This window comes from candidate division KSB1 bacterium (genome assembly GCA_034506255.1).
Classification (GTDB): domain Bacteria; phylum Zhuqueibacterota; class Zhuqueibacteria; order Zhuqueibacterales; family Zhuqueibacteraceae; genus Coneutiohabitans; species Coneutiohabitans thermophilus.
The window spans coordinates 41963-58073 of the sequence record JAPDPX010000008.1 but is presented as its reverse complement, the minus strand read 5'-3'; the positions used below and the strand labels follow the sequence as shown (position 1 = coordinate 58073).

The 16111-nt window shown below is 60.0% G+C and carries 10 protein-coding genes and 1 tRNA gene; 6 read left to right on the top strand and 5 right to left on the bottom strand.

Features of this window, described 5'->3' with window-relative positions; all coding sequences use genetic code 11:
• Positions 1-168: 168 nt before the first annotated feature.
• Positions 169-549 (bottom strand): hypothetical protein, encoded by a 381-nt coding sequence (locus ONB52_16775; protein ID MDZ7417790.1) that lies wholly within the window; start codon positions 547-549, stop codon positions 169-171.
• Positions 550-1715: 1166 nt separating this feature from the next.
• On the opposite strand from ONB52_16775, the gene ONB52_16770 reads away from it, so the two are divergent.
• From ONB52_16770 to ONB52_16760, 3 genes are all read left to right on the top strand, one after another.
• Positions 1716-2000 (top strand): hypothetical protein, encoded by a 285-nt coding sequence (locus tag ONB52_16770; GenBank protein ID MDZ7417789.1) that lies wholly within the window; start codon positions 1716-1718, stop codon positions 1998-2000.
• A gap of 314 nt (positions 2001-2314) precedes the next feature.
• Positions 2315-3403, top strand: coding sequence for an alpha/beta fold hydrolase (locus tag ONB52_16765; GenBank protein ID MDZ7417788.1), 1089 nt, complete (start codon positions 2315-2317; stop codon positions 3401-3403).
• A gap of 159 nt (positions 3404-3562) precedes the next feature.
• Positions 3563-3661, top strand: a tRNA-Sec gene (locus tag ONB52_16760).
• A gap of 41 nt (positions 3662-3702) precedes the next feature.
• Here ONB52_16760 and ONB52_16755 read toward each other — a convergent pair.
• The 3 genes from ONB52_16755 to ONB52_16745 all read right to left on the bottom strand — a co-directional run bounded on the left by ONB52_16755 (position 3703) and on the right by ONB52_16745 (position 7299).
• Complete coding sequence (locus ONB52_16755) at positions 3703-4020, bottom strand: hypothetical protein (GenBank protein ID MDZ7417787.1); 318 nt, start codon at positions 4018-4020, stop codon at positions 3703-3705.
• Positions 4021-4526: 506 nt separating this feature from the next.
• On the bottom strand, positions 4527-6608 hold the full coding sequence (locus tag ONB52_16750) for a Gfo/Idh/MocA family oxidoreductase (protein MDZ7417786.1): 2082 nt from the start codon (positions 6606-6608) through the stop codon (positions 4527-4529).
• 475 nt (positions 6609-7083) lie between these two features.
• Positions 7084-7299, bottom strand: a complete 216-nt coding sequence (locus ONB52_16745) for a hypothetical protein (protein ID MDZ7417785.1) — start codon at positions 7297-7299, stop codon at positions 7084-7086.
• 158 nt (positions 7300-7457) lie between these two features.
• Here ONB52_16745 and ablA point away from each other — a divergent pair, with 158 nt between their 5' ends.
• Positions 7458-8858, top strand: coding sequence for a lysine 2,3-aminomutase (ablA, locus tag ONB52_16740; GenBank protein MDZ7417784.1), 1401 nt, complete (start codon positions 7458-7460; stop codon positions 8856-8858).
• Positions 8859-9260: 402 nt separating this feature from the next.
• Here ablA and acs read toward each other — a convergent pair whose 3' ends face one another.
• Complete coding sequence (gene acs, locus ONB52_16735) at positions 9261-11198, bottom strand: acetate--CoA ligase (GenBank protein MDZ7417783.1); 1938 nt, start codon at positions 11196-11198, stop codon at positions 9261-9263.
• Between the two features lie 1184 nt (positions 11199-12382).
• Between acs and ONB52_16730 the strand changes: the two genes are divergently transcribed.
• Both ONB52_16730 and ONB52_16725 read left to right on the top strand, forming a co-directional pair.
• Entirely contained in the window at positions 12383-13297 is a 915-nt protein-coding gene (locus tag ONB52_16730; protein ID MDZ7417782.1) for an MBL fold metallo-hydrolase, read from the top strand.
• A gap of 395 nt (positions 13298-13692) precedes the next feature.
• Positions 13693-15840: a hypothetical protein gene (locus ONB52_16725; GenBank protein MDZ7417781.1), complete on the top strand. Its 2148-nt coding sequence runs from the start codon at positions 13693-13695 to the stop codon at positions 15838-15840.
• The last annotated feature ends 271 nt before the right edge of the window (positions 15841-16111 follow it).

The window sequence follows — 16111 nt, the reverse complement described above, 5'->3', positions numbered from 1 at the left end:
TGAAAGGCAAGGGATTTTTCGCGGGGCGGGTGATGGGGGGACGAAACAACCTGGCACCGGAGCCGGCGGGCTTCCCTGCAACCAGCTCCGGTGCGGTCAAGCGCTTTGCTTCCCTGCAAAGTCAAGAAAGGCGGCCGGCTTGCACAACCAGACACCGGCACTTGCCGCTCAGGCGCTCGGCCGGATGCGCTTCTCCGAAAACAGCGGGCGCCGGCTGGAACGTTGCGAACGGGTGAGCATGCGCTGCTCGAGATGTTGCAGCGCTTTGAGCAAGTGGTCGCGCTGCGCCCGCAGCGCCGCCAGCTCGCGTTGCGCCTGCCGCAATCTGGCCAGCAATTGCTCGCGCGAGGCCTGCGCGAGCGACGGGATGCGCGCCTCCGGCGGGCATGACGCCGTGGCGAGGCTGCAGGCGGCAGGAGCCGGCCGGTTCTTTTTTGCTGTCGCGGGCTGCTGGCCGTACCCCGGCGACAGGCTGGTGCCTGCCACCAACAAGCCGCTCATGAGCCATACCATGCCACTGGTAAAACGACCCTCTTTCCCGTGTTTCATGATTCCATCCGTTGATGAGTGAGAGATCCCTTCTTGACTCTGACTGGCGGGGGGCGGCACCCGCACGCCGGGTTTGTCCGGACAAGGACAAAGTGCCCGGGCGGTGTTGGCGACGGTTGCTGATTCACATTTTGTTTGATTACGCTGGCATCACCTCCCCTGAAGATTTTGGACTGGTTGTTTTACACTGAGACATTCATTCAAACGGCATACCAGGCGCCGCAGGCATGACCGCCCTCGCGTTATCTCATTTTTCGCACTCACACTTGCCCCGGCCAAGCCATTTCACGACCGTTGCCATGACCACGGCAAAATGCCGCAGCCCTGTGACAGGCAAACGGACCAGGCCCAAAATCGCTGAACCTGTGCCGTGATTCGCAGCGACAAATGTCACAACCAACTGACGTCAAGTGGAACTGTCAAACACGCGGCAAACGCCAATAGTGCAGCGTGCGACGATGCCGCCCTCTCTCACGGGCAGTGCACGACGCTTTGGAGTTCGTGCAAATTATCACAAAATGTGCGTAACGCAGCCTTTCAGCTCAATGTCACTAACTGAATTTTGCATGTTGGCTTGCTGTTGCCCGGAAGAAATGGCTTGTTCACAAAACTCCGTCAGGAGTGAACTGTTTGTAGACATTCGAAGCTTGCGCGTTTTTAAACTCCGTCAGGAGTGGCCTGTAGAATTCTGGCGCGTTTTTTTTGAGGAGAGCCGGGCAGGTCACTCCTGACGAAGTTTTTGGAGATGCGATATGCAGCTTTACTAAAAACAGTTCACTCCCACCGGAGTTGACCGCACGTTTGCCTGCAAAATTTTTTATGCACCACCCCTTGGGTGGTTAGGCGTCGCGATCAAAGCGGCGTTGCTCGCGGAGGGAGCAATTTGGATGCAAAACTCAGGCACTAACTTTTCAAACAAAACAAAAAAATTCACGCCAGGAGTTTTTCTGCAGTAATTGCCCAACAACAAGCCTCCGTACCACAGAAATCACACACACCACCGGGTTTCCCCTCGTGTTCTTGGTGCGTTGCATGGTTCAAAAATCTTCGCGGTGACAGTTCCGTCCCCTTTTGGGTTTGCCGCGGCTTGGGGCCGTGGCTTTCCAGCAGAGAGCATCCGCAGAATCACAAGCAAGAGAGGGCCTCGGTCTAACCGTGGCGGAAAGGTGATCCTTTGCGAAACTCCGGCGACTTTCCGTCCTTGCGTGTTCTGGCTTTTGGATTTTTATCGCTTCGAAAAAGTTGGCAGCATTGGGCTTCCAGCCTGCCTGCAGACAAGATGTCTGCGCCACATTTTCATCGTGATGGCTGTGCAGATGCACAGGGCAAATGATCAAGAAAATGCTTTTGTCGTAGACCCTTCAGGGTCGGCGCCTGAGGGCACAACTATGAAAGTTCATTTTCATCACGCGGCATGGCAAATGACTGCTGATAAAAAAAAATCAGCATGAGGCGGCATCGTTCACCGTCCGAAAAATTTGATTGTGGCGGCGTGTCGCGTTGCGGTTCACGCACACCGATCGGCATACAAACCAAAATATCCGGCGCTGGCGCCCGCTGAAGCAGCGCTTGCAATTATGCCGTCGCTTGCTTAGTTTGTCGCCGCATTGTTTATCGTCCGACACCAGCTTGCCAGCCCAACGCCGCAGCGCAGGCTGCCGCCTGCATGCAGAAAGAGGTCTGCGCTGCATTCAGCGCACGGAGTGTCCAGCCGGACATGACCATTCCTTCGAAATCTTCCGGCACCGCGAGGCCAGATGCGAAAATGAAACGACTGCACCATTTCATTCTGCTTGCCGGCTGCGCCCTGCTGCTGGTTTCCTGCAATGACCGGGCGCCCAGCGCGGCGTCCAGCCGGATAGTAGCGGGAGTCGATTTCACCGCGTTGTTTGCACCACCACGCCAGAGCGAGATCGAGGCCGTCCAGCGCGATTGGGACAGCCGCAAGCCCACCGCACAAAATTTTGCAGAAGTGGCGCGGGCAACCACCTATCTGGGCGCGGCCACGGCAACGGTGCGCGCCGTCTCACACACGGTGGATGGGCTGCGGCATTACGGCCTGATCATCGCTCCCAGCGGCGCCGCCGAGCGCAGCCTGCCGGTCTTGCTGTATGCCCACGGCGGGGAAAGTGGCATCAGCGTGCCGGAAGTGCTTTACATCGCCACCGTGATGAATGGCGCCAACGCCGGCCGCTTTGTCTACGTCGCGCCCTCGTTTCGCTCCGAAACGCTGGATTTTTACTCGCAGGAATTTGTTTCAGATGGGCCGCCCAGTCCGTGGGATCGCGACGTTGATGATGCCCTGGCCCTGCTGGAGGCCGCGCTGGCCAACACGCCTGCGGCCGATCCCAATCGCCTCGGCGTGTTGGGCGTCAGCCGCGGTGCATGCGTGGCGATGTTGCTGGCGGTTCGCGATCCGCGACTGCGGCTGGTGGTGGAGTATTTCGGGCCCACGGATTTTTTCGGCACATTTGTACAGCAGGTGACGGAGGAAATATTGCTGGGCAATCCCAGGGATTTGCCCGGGCTGAATTATCTGACCGAGACACTGTTGCGACCCCTGCAAGCCGGCAGCCTGACGCTGGCGCAGGCCAGGCTCGAATTGCTGCGCCGCTCGCCGGTTTATTTTGCCCACCGACTGCCGCCTCTGCAGTTGCATCACGGCACCGCCGATCCCATCGTGCCGGTGAGTGAGGGGGAACGCCTGCGCGAGGTGTTGCAAGGACTGGCGCGGCCGGCCGCTGATTTTGAGTTCCACTTCTACCCCGGCGGCCAGCATCATCCCGCCAGTTTGCCGGGCTGCCCCGAGCGCACACAAAACTTTCTGGCACGGCTGCTGGCAGGCGGGGGATGAAAATGGCCGTGGCACGATGCTTTCTCTGAATAAGAAGGAGCTGGCCAAACACGGCACACCCGGCAAAGTTCGCTTCAGGCGAGAGAGAGGCTGCAGATGAACATGAGGGAAAGGTTGTGAGGCGCGGCGGGGGAGGTGAACGAGGCAAAAAACGTCTCCGGGAATGGATGGGTGCCTGGTGGCCCCCGCGGTCTTCAAAACCGTTGCTTCGGCGCCTGCGCGTCGAAGGGTGAGTTCGATTCTCACACGTTCCCGCCAAAATAACAACGGCCGGGAGTTTTCTCCCGGCCGTTTTGTTTTCAGACCATCGCGCGGCGCAACTTCTTCTTCAGCGCCTTGATGCGGCTGCGCACCGCGGCGAGTTGCTTGCTGTCGTGCGCCGCGAGCGCTTTCTCCCGTTCCTGCTTCAAAACCTTGATTTTGGCTTTGATCGCGGTCTTGTCAATGCCGACGATTTCATGATGTTCATGAATGTTGAGCGCAGTGCACAGCGCCTTGAGCAAATGCTCCTTGTTCATTTGGGTGTAGCCCTGCACCGCTTCATGCTGAATGTCCTTGGCGAGTTCACGCAGCTCGGCCAGGGTTTTGTGCTTCAGCTCTTGGTACGTGTAGGTCATGAGGCCTCATCCTCCAAAAAATTGTGAGCATGCCATTGCCACACATTCCAGCCGGGGGGAAGCGGCGCGGCTGCTGTCCTCCGACTGTCCGCTGCCTGCCGGAAAAATAGCCGGGCACGCGGAAAAATCAAGGGGATTTTCAGTTTCTATGCAATGCCTCAGTTGCGTGCAGGGACGTGGTGAAAGGCCGGAGGGCCTGCACCACTTCACACGGGTTGTGGCTTGCCCACGTTGGGGACTCCGGTTCCAAACGCATCGACATGGGCCCACCGCAACGCGGCACGGCGGCAATCCGTGTCACCGGCATTCCAGCCAAAGAGCGCCCACGCAAGTGGAACTCCCGCCCCATCATGTCAAACCCTTGCGCAAAGGTGCAGTTTTCACGGGTGAAAACCAGAGCTGGGAAGCGTTCCGGGAAGCGCTCTGAAGCCACGCCTGCGGCCGGGGTGCTGCCATTCATTATCCACACGAATCAACCCAGAGCCGGATGTTCTTCCGTCCCGCCCTCAGATTCTTCCCAGGATCTTGTCGATCACCCAGTTCGTCATGGCCGCCGACTTGCCGTCCGACGGTGCTTCGGTGCCGTAGCAAAGGTGATTCACGACCATTTGAATGAACGGCTGCTGCACGTGCTCGGGCGGTTGAAACGGATAAGTCTCCCATCCCGCGCTGCGCGTGGTGATGGTGTAGGGCCGCTCGGCAAACACGCTGAACTCGGCTTCGCCGCGTTCGCCGGTGATCAACACCCAGTCTTCCGGCTTCTCGGCGGCGAAATCCCACAACAGATCAGCGCTGATGTCGTTGCCGATGCCAGCCTGCACCGCGACGCTTTTTTCGACCTGAAACGGCCCCAGGCCGGGTTCGACCCGGGCCTCGAGGATTTGCCACGGCGCCTCGTCGAAAAGAAACTGCAGAATGTTGATGGCATGACTGCCGAGATCGAGCAACAGGCCGCCGCCGGCAATCTCGGGGTTGAAACGCCAAGGCACATCCTGTGGATCAATAGGGGTGAAACGCCGGCGATAGCGCAACTGCACCCGCTTGATGGTGCCCAGCCGGCCACGGCTGATCACGGTGCGCAGGTGTTGAAACTTTTGAAAAGCGCGGCGATAATAGGCGACAAACAGCGGTACGCGTGCCGCTTCAAAGGCGCGCAGCATGTCCACACATTCGGCATAGGTGCGCGCCATCGGTTTTTCAACGATGGTCGGTTTGCCCGCCGCGGCGGCCAGCAGGGCATAGTGGCGGTGCAGATGCGGTGGCGTGGCAATGGTGACAGCCTCGACTTCGGGATGGTTGATCAATTCCTCCGCGCAGGTGGTCCACAGCTTGATGCCGTGGCGCCGCGCATAATCCTCGCATTTGGCGGCATCGCGCCGCATCACCATCACCAGGTCGCTGTGCCTGGCCTTGCGATAGGCCGGGCCGCTCTTTTTTTCGGCGACCGCGCCGCAGCCGATCAGCCCCCAGTGCACCACTTTGTGAGTGTTGCGCTCTGATCGCAGCGAATAACAGGTGATGGTGCCGATGCCGCGCACTGCGACGCCGTGATGCACTTGAAACAGCCGCTGCCGCGGCCAGGGCAGTTCGTGATAAAAGCTTTCGCCGATCACGATCGGGGAATCCAAAACTTTGCTTAGGGCTTCCAGCCGCGAGGCGAGATTCACCGGCTGCCCGAGCACGGTAAACTGGCGTTTGCGCGCGTTGCCGACGTTGCCGCAAAACACCGTGCCGTAGTTCAACCCCATGCCGAGCTTGATGGGCTGGCCGCCGAAGGAGTATTTCTGCGCCACTTCGTGCATCTCCAGCGCGCAATCCAGCGCCTTGATGGCCGCACCCTCCTGCGGCGGTTCGAACCCCCACACCGCCATGACGTTGTCACCGATGAACTTGTCGATCATGCCGCCGTGGCTGTGAATCACCTCGATCATGGCGTCGAGGTAGCGGCTCAGCTCGTTGACGATCGCCTCGGGTGCGGCGGCCAGCGACAGCGCGGTGTAGGAACGCATGTCACAAAACAGGATGGCGCAATCGATGTAGCGCGGGGCGCCGTATGCCTCCAGGCCCTTGGCGAGCAAATCATCGAGCACACGCGGATGCACGTGGCTGCGAAAGGCGGCGAACATGTTTTCCTCCGCGGCAAAGCGAATCGCCTGCTCCTGCGTGGCTTCGCGCAGCTTGCCCGACAGGCTCTTGATGATGTTGAGAGTGAAGTGGTAGTCGTGCAACAGGGCGCGCGCCAGGTCCGCGGGAATCAACAGCGCCTCCACTTCGTCGTGCGCCACCGCATCCGCGCTGTAGGGCACTTGATCGATCACCCCCTGCTCGCCGATCATCTCACCGGGGCCGCGCCGCACCAGGAAAATCTGCCCGCGCATGATGTTGACCTGGCCGCGCAGGATGATCACCAGCGTCTGCGCCGGCTCGCCTTCCTTGAGAAGGACCTCACCCTTGCGAAAAGTCTGCAGCATGCCGGCGGTGAGTTGGGCAGTCAGATGGGCAGGCACATTTTGAAAGATACCGTGCTGCAACAGGGAGTGGAGCAAGCGTTCCCGTTGCTCCGCAGGATCCAGTGGCAGAGTGTTCATGGCAGGGGAGGGCTCTGTCTCAGGATAAACTTTCCACGTTTACGAGAAAGGCTCGACGTGCGAGTAAACTGACGGAATATGTGCAAATCCCCGCTCTCATGCAAAAGGTTTGTCGTCCCTGCGCAACGTGTGGAGTGGCGCAGACATTCCTGACTGCAGGCAGGATGTCCAAGTCACCAACTTTTTCAGGAAAGTCGCGACAGAGGGATCTATGGCAGGAAGATATTCAGGTTGCTTGCCGGGCAATCACCGGAATTTTGCATGCCGGCGTGCTGTTGCCCGGAAGAAATGACGTGTTCACAAAACTCTGCCAGTTACTCTGTTCGAAGTCAAAAAAATTTTTTCCGAATCTGAAGCAGCGCTGACTGCGAAATTCACCCGTTTGCCGAAGGCGTCACGGCTTTTTCCCAAGAAAATGCACCCGCACGAAATGGCTTTTTCCGTCATGCAGAGGGGAGCAATCCGGGTGCAAAATTCAGGGAGCAAGAATATTTTTGATAAAAGCCCGCCCGCGTGTTTTCGCGATTCCTTTTTCTGTCATTGCTTTTGAACTTTTTTGCCCGCTATCGGCCTGACTTTTCGAAAAGTTGGCGGCATTGGACAAGAGGTCTGTGCTGCTTGCCCCCACACGTAACTGAGCCATTACAAAGATTTTGCTTTTTAGCCCTTCAAAATGTACCTTACCGCCCATTTGCAAGCGCCTCCGGCCGGGCTGCCAGTGTGCGCCTCATGTCCCGGCGCACGTGTTCCAGGAAAGGGCGGGCAGCCATTCCGCGGCCGAACAATCAATCCCAGGACCATGACCCCGGACATCACAACCCGCACGCTTCATCGCAAAGGAGAATTCCCATGTCATCCGCCAACAGCCCCAATGGTGCGCTGGCGCGCACTCCCAGACCGAAGATTTGGGCCGACGTGCCCAACGAAAAATGGGACGACTGGCGCTGGCAGCTCAGCAACCGTTTGAACTCGGTGGAGGAGCTTTCCCAGGTCATCAACCTCACCGAGAGCGAAAGAAAGGCGCTCTCCGCCAAAAACCTCTTCCGTGTGGACATCACGCCCTTTTTCGCCAGCCTGATCGACCCCGACAGCCGGGACTGCCCGATCCGGCGCCAGGTGATTCCCACTGAAGAGGAGCTGGTGCCCTTTACTTCGATGATGGAGGACTCGCTCGCCGAGGACCGTCACTCCCCGGTGCCCGGCCTGGTGCATCGCTATCCCGACCGCGTGCTGATGCTGGTCACCACCCAGTGCGCCAGTTACTGCCGCTACTGCACCCGCAGCCGCATCGTCGGCGATCCCAGTGCGCAATTCAACCGCAAAGAATACGACCTGCAACTCGACTATCTGCGCCACACCCCGCAGGTGCGCGACGTCCTGCTTTCCGGCGGCGATCCCCTCATCCTGCCGCCCAGGATGCTGGAATATTTGCTCGCACAACTGCGCGCCATTCCCCACATCGAAATCATCCGCATCGGCACGCGCGTTCCCATCTTCCTGCCGCAACGCATCGATCAGGAACTGTGCGACATGCTGGCCAAATACCATCCCTTGTGGATGAATCTCCACTTCAACCATCACAAGGAAATCACCCCGGAAGTCGCACGCGCTTGTGACATGCTCTCGCGCGCCGGCATTCCGCTCGGCAATCAGAGCGTGCTGCTCGCCGGCGTGAATGACTCGGTGCATCTGCAACGCAAGCTGGTGCACGAGCTGGTGAAAATCCGCGTGCGGCCCTACTATCTCTATCAATGTGATTTGGTGGAGGGCGCCGGCCATCTGCGCACCTCGGTGGCCAAGGGCATCGAGATCATCGAAGGGTTGCGCGGTCACACCTCGGGCTATGCCATTCCCACCTACGTCATCGATGCGCCCGGCGGCGGCGGCAAAATTCCCGTGATGCCCAACTATCTCATCTCGCAGGGCTCGCACCGGGTGGTGTTGCGCAATTTCGAGGGTCTGATCACGGTTTATTCCGAACCGGAGACCTACGATCCCAATCTGGTCAAGCCGCTGGAGCAGCAGGTCGAACGCCGGCCGGAACCGGGCCAGGAGGGTGTGCTCGGGCTGCTGGAAGGCCGTCAGCTTCTCATCGAGCCCAAGGATTTCGAGAAGACCCATGCGCGCGGCGGCGCCAAGCACCGCCTGCGCGGCGACGACGAGACGAAATGGCGGCCGTTTGGCATCGGCAGCGAAACCAGCCCTGTGATTCAGCTTTCCCGGACGGAAGAAGCCGCCGAAACCAAGTGAGCTTGTGGCGCCCTGCACCGCCTCTCCTCCTGCTGCTGCCCAGTATGACAGCAGCAGGATCTTGTCCCCCTCGGGCAGCAGTTCGAGAAACACCACTGCCCGCGCCGTTCTTGCATGCTGCCCGGATATAAACGGAAGCGGCATGGCCCGCCCTCTCCCCTCCCGCAGGTCATGTTTCCTGCTGCCATGCGAAATAAATGCGTGCCTGTCCCCAAACGCCACCGCCCGGAGGCTTTGAAATGCGCGGATTTCAGGCACCCGGGCGGTGGGGTTCACAGGAAAATCCGGCAGCAGGGGGATTTGCCGGCCTGGCAGGCGGGCGCAGAGCTCCCTGCCCCGCCCATCCGGTGTGTCAACATGCCACTTCGCACGGGTTGCGCGGCGTGCGTGGCGGCGGCATGCTCACTTCCGGCCGTCCACCAACTGTTCGACCACGGCGGGATCAGCCAGCGTCGAGGTATCGCCGAGATGTTCGAGGTCGCCTTCGGCAATTTTGCGCAGGATGCGTCGCATGATTTTGCCGGAGCGGGTCTTGGGCAGGGCGGGGGTGAATTGTATCTTGTCCGGCATGGCATGCGGCCCGATTTGCTCGCGCACAGTCTTGTTGATCGCGGCGACGAGTTCATCGGAGGGTGTCACGCCGGTCATGAGCGTGACATAAGCATAGATACCCTGGCCTTTGATGTCATGCGGAAAGCCGACCACCGCGGCCTCGGCCACGCCCCGGGCCTTGCCGATCGCGCCTTCGACTTCGGCGGTGCCAATGCGATGACCGGAGACATTCAACACATCATCGACGCGGCCGGTGATCCAATAATAGCCATCCTCGTCGCGGCGCGCGCCATCGCCGGTGAGATAATAGCCCGGAAAGCGGTCGAAATATGTTTGCCGGAAACGCTCGTGATCGCCATACACCGTGCGCATGATGCCCGGCCATGCGGCTTTGATTGCGAGATACCCCTGCGCCGGCCCCTGCAACTCCCGGCCGGATTCATCCAACAGCACCGGCTGCACGCCAAAGAACGGCAGCGTGGCGGAGCCGGGCTTGGTGGGCGTCGCGCCGGGCAGCGGTGAAATCAAAATGCCGCCGGTTTCGGTTTGCCACCAGGTGTCGACGATCGGGCAGCGTTCCTGACCAATTACGCGATAATACCACAACCACTCCGGCTCCTTGATGGGTTCGCCGACCGTGCCGAGCAGTCGCAAGGAAGAGAGGTCATGCAGTCGGGGCCACTTATCTCCTTCTTTCATCAAGGCGCGCAGGGCGGTGGGTGCCGTGTAGAAGATGTTGACTTTGTGTTTGGCGACCACCTGCCAAAACCGGCCATAGTCAGGATAGTTGGGCACACCTTCGAACATCACAGAAATGGCACGATTGGCGAGCGGGCCATAGACAATGTAGGAGTGGCCGGTGACCCAGCCGATGTCGGCAGTGCACCAGTAGATGTCACCGGGATGATAATCGAAGATCAGCTCGTGGGTGAAGGAGGTGTAGGTGAGATAGCCGCCGGTGGTGTGCAACACGCCTTTGGGCTTGCCGGTGGAACCGGAGGTGTAGAGAATGAACAGCGGATCTTCGGCATCCATCGCTTCGGGGGGGCAAACCGGCTCGGCTTCTGCCATCAGCTCGTGCCAATAGTAGTCGCGACCGGCCTGCATGTTGACGCTTTCACCAGTGCGCCGCACGACGATGATCTTTTCGATCGAGGGGCAGGCCGTGACCGCGGCATCGGCATTGGCCTTCATCGGGATGTCCTGTTTGGCGCCGCGCACGCCGGTGTCCTGGGTGATCAACAGCTTGCAGGCAGAGTCATTGATGCGGTCGCGCAGCGAGCTGGAGCTGAAGGCACCGAACACCACCGAATGCACCGCGCCGATGCGGGCGCAGGCAAGCATGGCCACCGGCAGCTCGGGCACCATTTGCAGATAGATGCAGACGCGGTCGCCTTTGCGCACGCCCTGGGCTTTGAGCACGTTGGCGAATTTCTGCACCTGCTGCAGCAGTTCGGCATAGGTGAGCTGCCGCGATTCGCCCGGCTCATTGCCCTCCCAAATCAACGCAGTCTGCCCGCCATGGCCCGCCGCCACGTGGCGATCCAGGCAGTTGTAACTCACGTTGAGCTTGCCGCCGGCAAACCACTTGATGTTGGCTTTCACAAAGTCGTACTCGCAGACCACATTCCACTTTTGGAACCAATGCAGTCTTTCGGCAACGCTCGACCAGTAACCCGCCGGATCCGTGACCGATCGCTGATAGTGCTGGCGGTATTGTTCGAGAGAATTGAGATGGGCGCGCGCGGCAATCGCTGCCGGCGGCGGAAAGATCAACGGCGTGCTCATCGGGCAACTCCTGATGAAATGAAATAAGTTCAGAGCCGGCCAATTTGAGGGTGGATGATAAAGCCTCACTGCCAAAAATGCAAGAGGCCCAGCACGGGCAAACTGCGGCGGAAGCCTGCCCGGGTGACACAAGCGTGCCGGCAGGGCCTCGCTCGCTGGTGGACTTGGGGTAAATGTAAGGTCGAAAACGCGCGGTTGCGGAAGCAGTCACGCCGGTTTCCGCAACCGCGCATGCTTGCCGTCGCCGGCAAGCGCACGGGAATTGCCATTTGATTTTTTGCAGGTGAAGGGTATTTTGATGCACCGCTTCGGGCGACGGTACCAAACATTTCCAACCGGCGCCAACTGGCCGCCAGCCGGTCGCCGGAGGACACAGATGAAGCGGCGGGGACTTCTGACTGTTACAACGCTGTGATCCCGCTCCCGTCGTGGCGTTCACGGCTGCGACGTGGGCAACCGTCCGGCAGAGTTCATCAAAGCTCAGCCGCGGCCGGGCTGTGGCTTGTACCTGATTTTTGCATGCTGGCTTGCTGTTGCCTGGAATAAATGGCGTGTTCACCAAGCGCCGTCAGATATTCCGCTCGAAGTCAAGCAACACTTTTTTCGAATATCGAGAGGCCCTGATTGCGAAAATCGCCCGTTTTCCGAAGGCGTCACGGCTTCTTGCCCACGGAAATGCACTCCCGCGAAAGGGCGTTTTCCGTGGGATTCTGCGTTCGTGGGCGGATTGCGGGGTTTGATTTTTACATTTTTTGTGCAGACCCTTCAGGGTCGGTGCCCGAAGGCATTACTACGAAAGCTCATTTTCATTCCGATAAGTGCCCATACGGGCATGGCAATTTCTCATGAGCGGGCGCGTTTTTTTGAGGAGGGCCGGGCAGGCCACTCCTGACGAAGTTTGGGGAAATGCGATATGCAGCTTGCTAAAAACAGTTCACTCCTGCCGGAGTTGACTGAACGTTTGCCTGCAGAATTTTTTATGCACCCCCTTGGGGGCGCTGGGATCAAAGCGGCGTTCCCCTGCTGATGGGATCAATCTGGGTGCAAAATTCGGCTTGTCACTGTCCCGGGTGAAGCGTTATGCCGCAACCAGGCCGTTGCGGATGATGCCAGTGAACTATTGCCGGAATTTTATCCGGCGCTGGCAACGCCCAACTCCCGCGACATGCCTGCGGTGAATGATCATGCCCTACTCTCTGCAAATCGGTTCAATCAGGTGTCACATTTTGAGTGATGGTGTCGAAGCCGCAGACGGCGGCGGCTTTTTCGGCCTGGTGCCGCGCGTGATGTGGGAAAAAATCGTGACGCCCAACGCGCGCAACCAGGTGCCGGCGGCGCTGCGCGTGCTGTTGATCGAATCCGCCGCGGGTTTGATCATGGTGGATACCGGCCGCGGTGACAAGTTCGACGACAAGCAGCGTTCCATTCTGCGCCTCGGTCCCCGGCGGCAACGGTTGCTCGGCGATCTGCGCCGTCTCGGCTTTCAAGCGGAGCAGGTCGCGATCGTGATTCTCACCCATTTGCATGCCGATCATGCCGGCGGCGCCACCCGCTGGGCCACGCCTGATGACACGCCCGGCGAAGTGGTGGCCACTTTTCCCAATGCCCGCTATCTGGTGCAGCGCCTCGATCTCGCGGAGGCCAGCTTTCCCAATGAACGCACTGCCGCCACCTATCTCAGCCACAACTGGCAACCCTTGCGTGCAAGCGGCCAGTTGGAGATCGTCGATGGCGATCAACAAGTCGCGCCGGGCGTGCGCACCGAAGTGGCACCCGGTCACACTGCCGGCATTCAGGCGGTTTGGGTGGAGGACGGCGGCGAGAGCTTGTTGTTCCTGGGCGACACTTGCAGTTGGGCGGTGCACATGGACCGCCTGGCCTGGGTGCCGAGCTATGATATTTTTCCCATGACCAGCATCGAATCCAAGCGCCGGCTGCGGCGGGAAGCTTTTGAACGGAAGACCCTGCTGGTGTTTCAACATGACGGCCAGGTGGTGACCGGCCGGCTGGTCGCGGGCAGGCGCGGGCCGGAGGTGCAGCCGGAGATTACCGAGACCGCGTGGTACGATGCCACCGTGGGTCAAATCAAGAGCGAGTGACTGCTGCACAGCGGCGCGTGCTGATGCGCACTGCCATGCCGGAGACGGACGGGTTCGCGCCGGCCGCGATCCCTCGCGAGGGCGGGTGCCACCGGCGATGCCACCTTCATGACAGCCCGGCCACGGCCGGGCCGGTGCGGATCAAGCCGCTTGCCACCCAGCGGAATGAGGGCGCGGCCACCGACGCGCAGTGACTCTGCGACAAGGGCGCAACAGCACGGCGTGATCCTGCCTGATGGAAAAACAACCGTGAAAGCCGGCGGCTGCCCTCGACCGACAAATTTGCCGCCGGCGCTTGACAAAGTGACTCGGGATGGTTAGCTTGGCCGCGTCATTTCAACCTGTGCGCAAACGCGAAGCTGTTGAGCCGGAACCCAAAATTCTGTGCCCGCAACATGAATGCAAAACTCTTGCTGGCCGGTGTTTTCCTGAAGTGCATGACGCTCCTGCTTCCACCCCCGGCACTCGCACAAGATCGTCCGGATCCCCGTTTGCTCAAACCCACCATCGACGACGACACCAAATTCACCACCGTCGGCAGCATCGGTCTGACCCTCTCCAACTTCGGCACGTTCGGTGATGGCTTCGCCACCCAAACGCCGGTGGACCAGCCCTCGTGTGAATATCCCAAGGGCTCGGGCATCGAGCATCTTTTCGTCGGCGGGTTGTGGGTGGGCGGCAAACGCGAGGACGGCTCGATCTTTCTGACCTCGGGGGCGCGCGACATCGCCTCGCTGCGCGATGTGGCTGCCGGCTTCGAATTCACCAACTCGGCGGATCCCAACGATCGGGTGCGCGAGCGCTCCAGCCTGATCGACAGCCCGTTCTATTCGCCCGCGGCCGTCAGCCATCAGGATTTCATCGCGGACTTCACCGACTCCAACGTGGTCGTGCCCGGCACCACCATCCGCATTCCGGAGCACGAACCCGCCAACCTTTCCGTCCATCTCGAAGCCTACGCCTGGAACTTTCCGTTTGCCGAAGCCTTCGTCATTTTGAATTACACCATTCGCAACACCGGCCGGCGCCGGCTCAACGAACTCTATGTCTCACTCTGGGCCGATCTGGTGGTGCGCAACGTCAACATCACCCCACCGCGCGTGGGCTCGCCGTTTTACCAGCATCGCGGCGGCGATTTCGTGGATTCGCTGCGCCTGGCTTACGCCTATGATTACGACGGCGACCCCGGCTTCACCGACAACGGTTTGTATGTGGGTTTGAAGCTTCTCGGCGCGACGCCGCAAGCCAATGATCAGACTTACCGTCCCACCGCCGGCTTCAACACCTGGCTGTTTCGCGACACCAGCGACCCCGTGCTGTTCTCGCCGCAAACCGATCTCGAGAGTTATCAAAAACAAGCCGAGCCGATGCCCCGCTTCCTGATTGATCGGGTGGTCAAAGGCCGGCCCGGCAATTTCATGACCCTGCTCACCACCGGGCCGTTTCAAATGTTGGAGCCGGATTCCAGCATCAATGTCGTGTTTGCGGTGATTTGTGCCGGCAAATTCGGCACTGATGACAACCGGCTGGACAGCGAGCAGAGCAAACAATATCTCTACACCAATGCCTACTGGGCGCAGACCGCCTACGACGGCGAAGATCGCAACGCCAACAACCGCCTCGATCCCGGCGAGGATGTCGATCGCGACGGCAAGCTCGACCGCTACGTGCTGCCCACACCCCCTTCCCCGCCGCGTGTCAAGGTGGTTCCGGATGACCGCCGCGTGACGATCTATTGGGATCGTTCCGCGGAGGAGTCCGTCGACTTCATCAGCGGCAGAAAGGATTTCGAGGGCTATCGTCTTTACCGCACGCAGCTCGGGGAAGATCTGCCCGGCCGCGATTTGCTTTCCAGCTTCACGCTGCTGGCGGAATTCGACTCGGTCAACGGCATCGGCTATGACACCGGCTTCGACTTCGTGCGGCTCGCCCGCCCGGTGACCTTCGGCGAAACCGTGAACAACCCCAACACCGGCGAGCCCGAGACGGTCTACTATCATTATCGTTTTGTGAATGACAATTTGCTCAACGGCTGGCAATATGCCTACGCCGTCACCGCCTTCGACGGCGGGGATCCCGCCATCCGCCTGGGCAGCCTGGAGAGCAGCCGGCTGAGCAATGTCCTGCGCGTCTTCCCGGGAACCCCGCCGCAGGAGGAACAGCGTGCGGCCGCGGGCGGCGCCGAAATCAAGGTGGGCGTCTATCCCAATCCCTATCGCGTCAAGGCAGCGTGGGACGGCAATCTCGAGCGCGACCGCAAGATTTATTTCTACAATTTGCCCGCTCATTGCGAAGTGAGCATTTACACGCTGGCCGGCGACCGCGTCGATTCTTTCGAACATCGCGCTGACAGCTACAGCGGCGAGGAGGTGCAATGGTTCGAAAAATTCTCGCGCGACCGCCGCATTTTCCCCGGCGGCGAACATGCCTGGGACCTGGTGACCAGGGATGACCAGGCGCTGGCCTCGGGGCTTTACTATTACGTCGTGAAGAATCTGGCAAACGGCAGAGTGCAGCGCGGCAAATTCCTGGTGATCAAGTGACCCCTGTGCCCGCCGCCAGCGGGCGTCATGGTGTCATGCTGCACTGGCATCTGCAAGCAGCCCGGCAGCCGGCGCACCAGCAAGTTGGCAGTGAGGTTTCAGCAACGGCCCGGCTGGCGCAAAACCCGGCGTTGCCCCGGTGAATTTCTGAAAGCAACCGGCCCGGTCGAAACGGGAAACTTGTCGGACCGACACGCATTCCCGGCGGGTGACTGGTCGCGCAGATTTGGCCGGCAACTGGACAGTGAACCCCTCAGGTTTCATTCTCAAT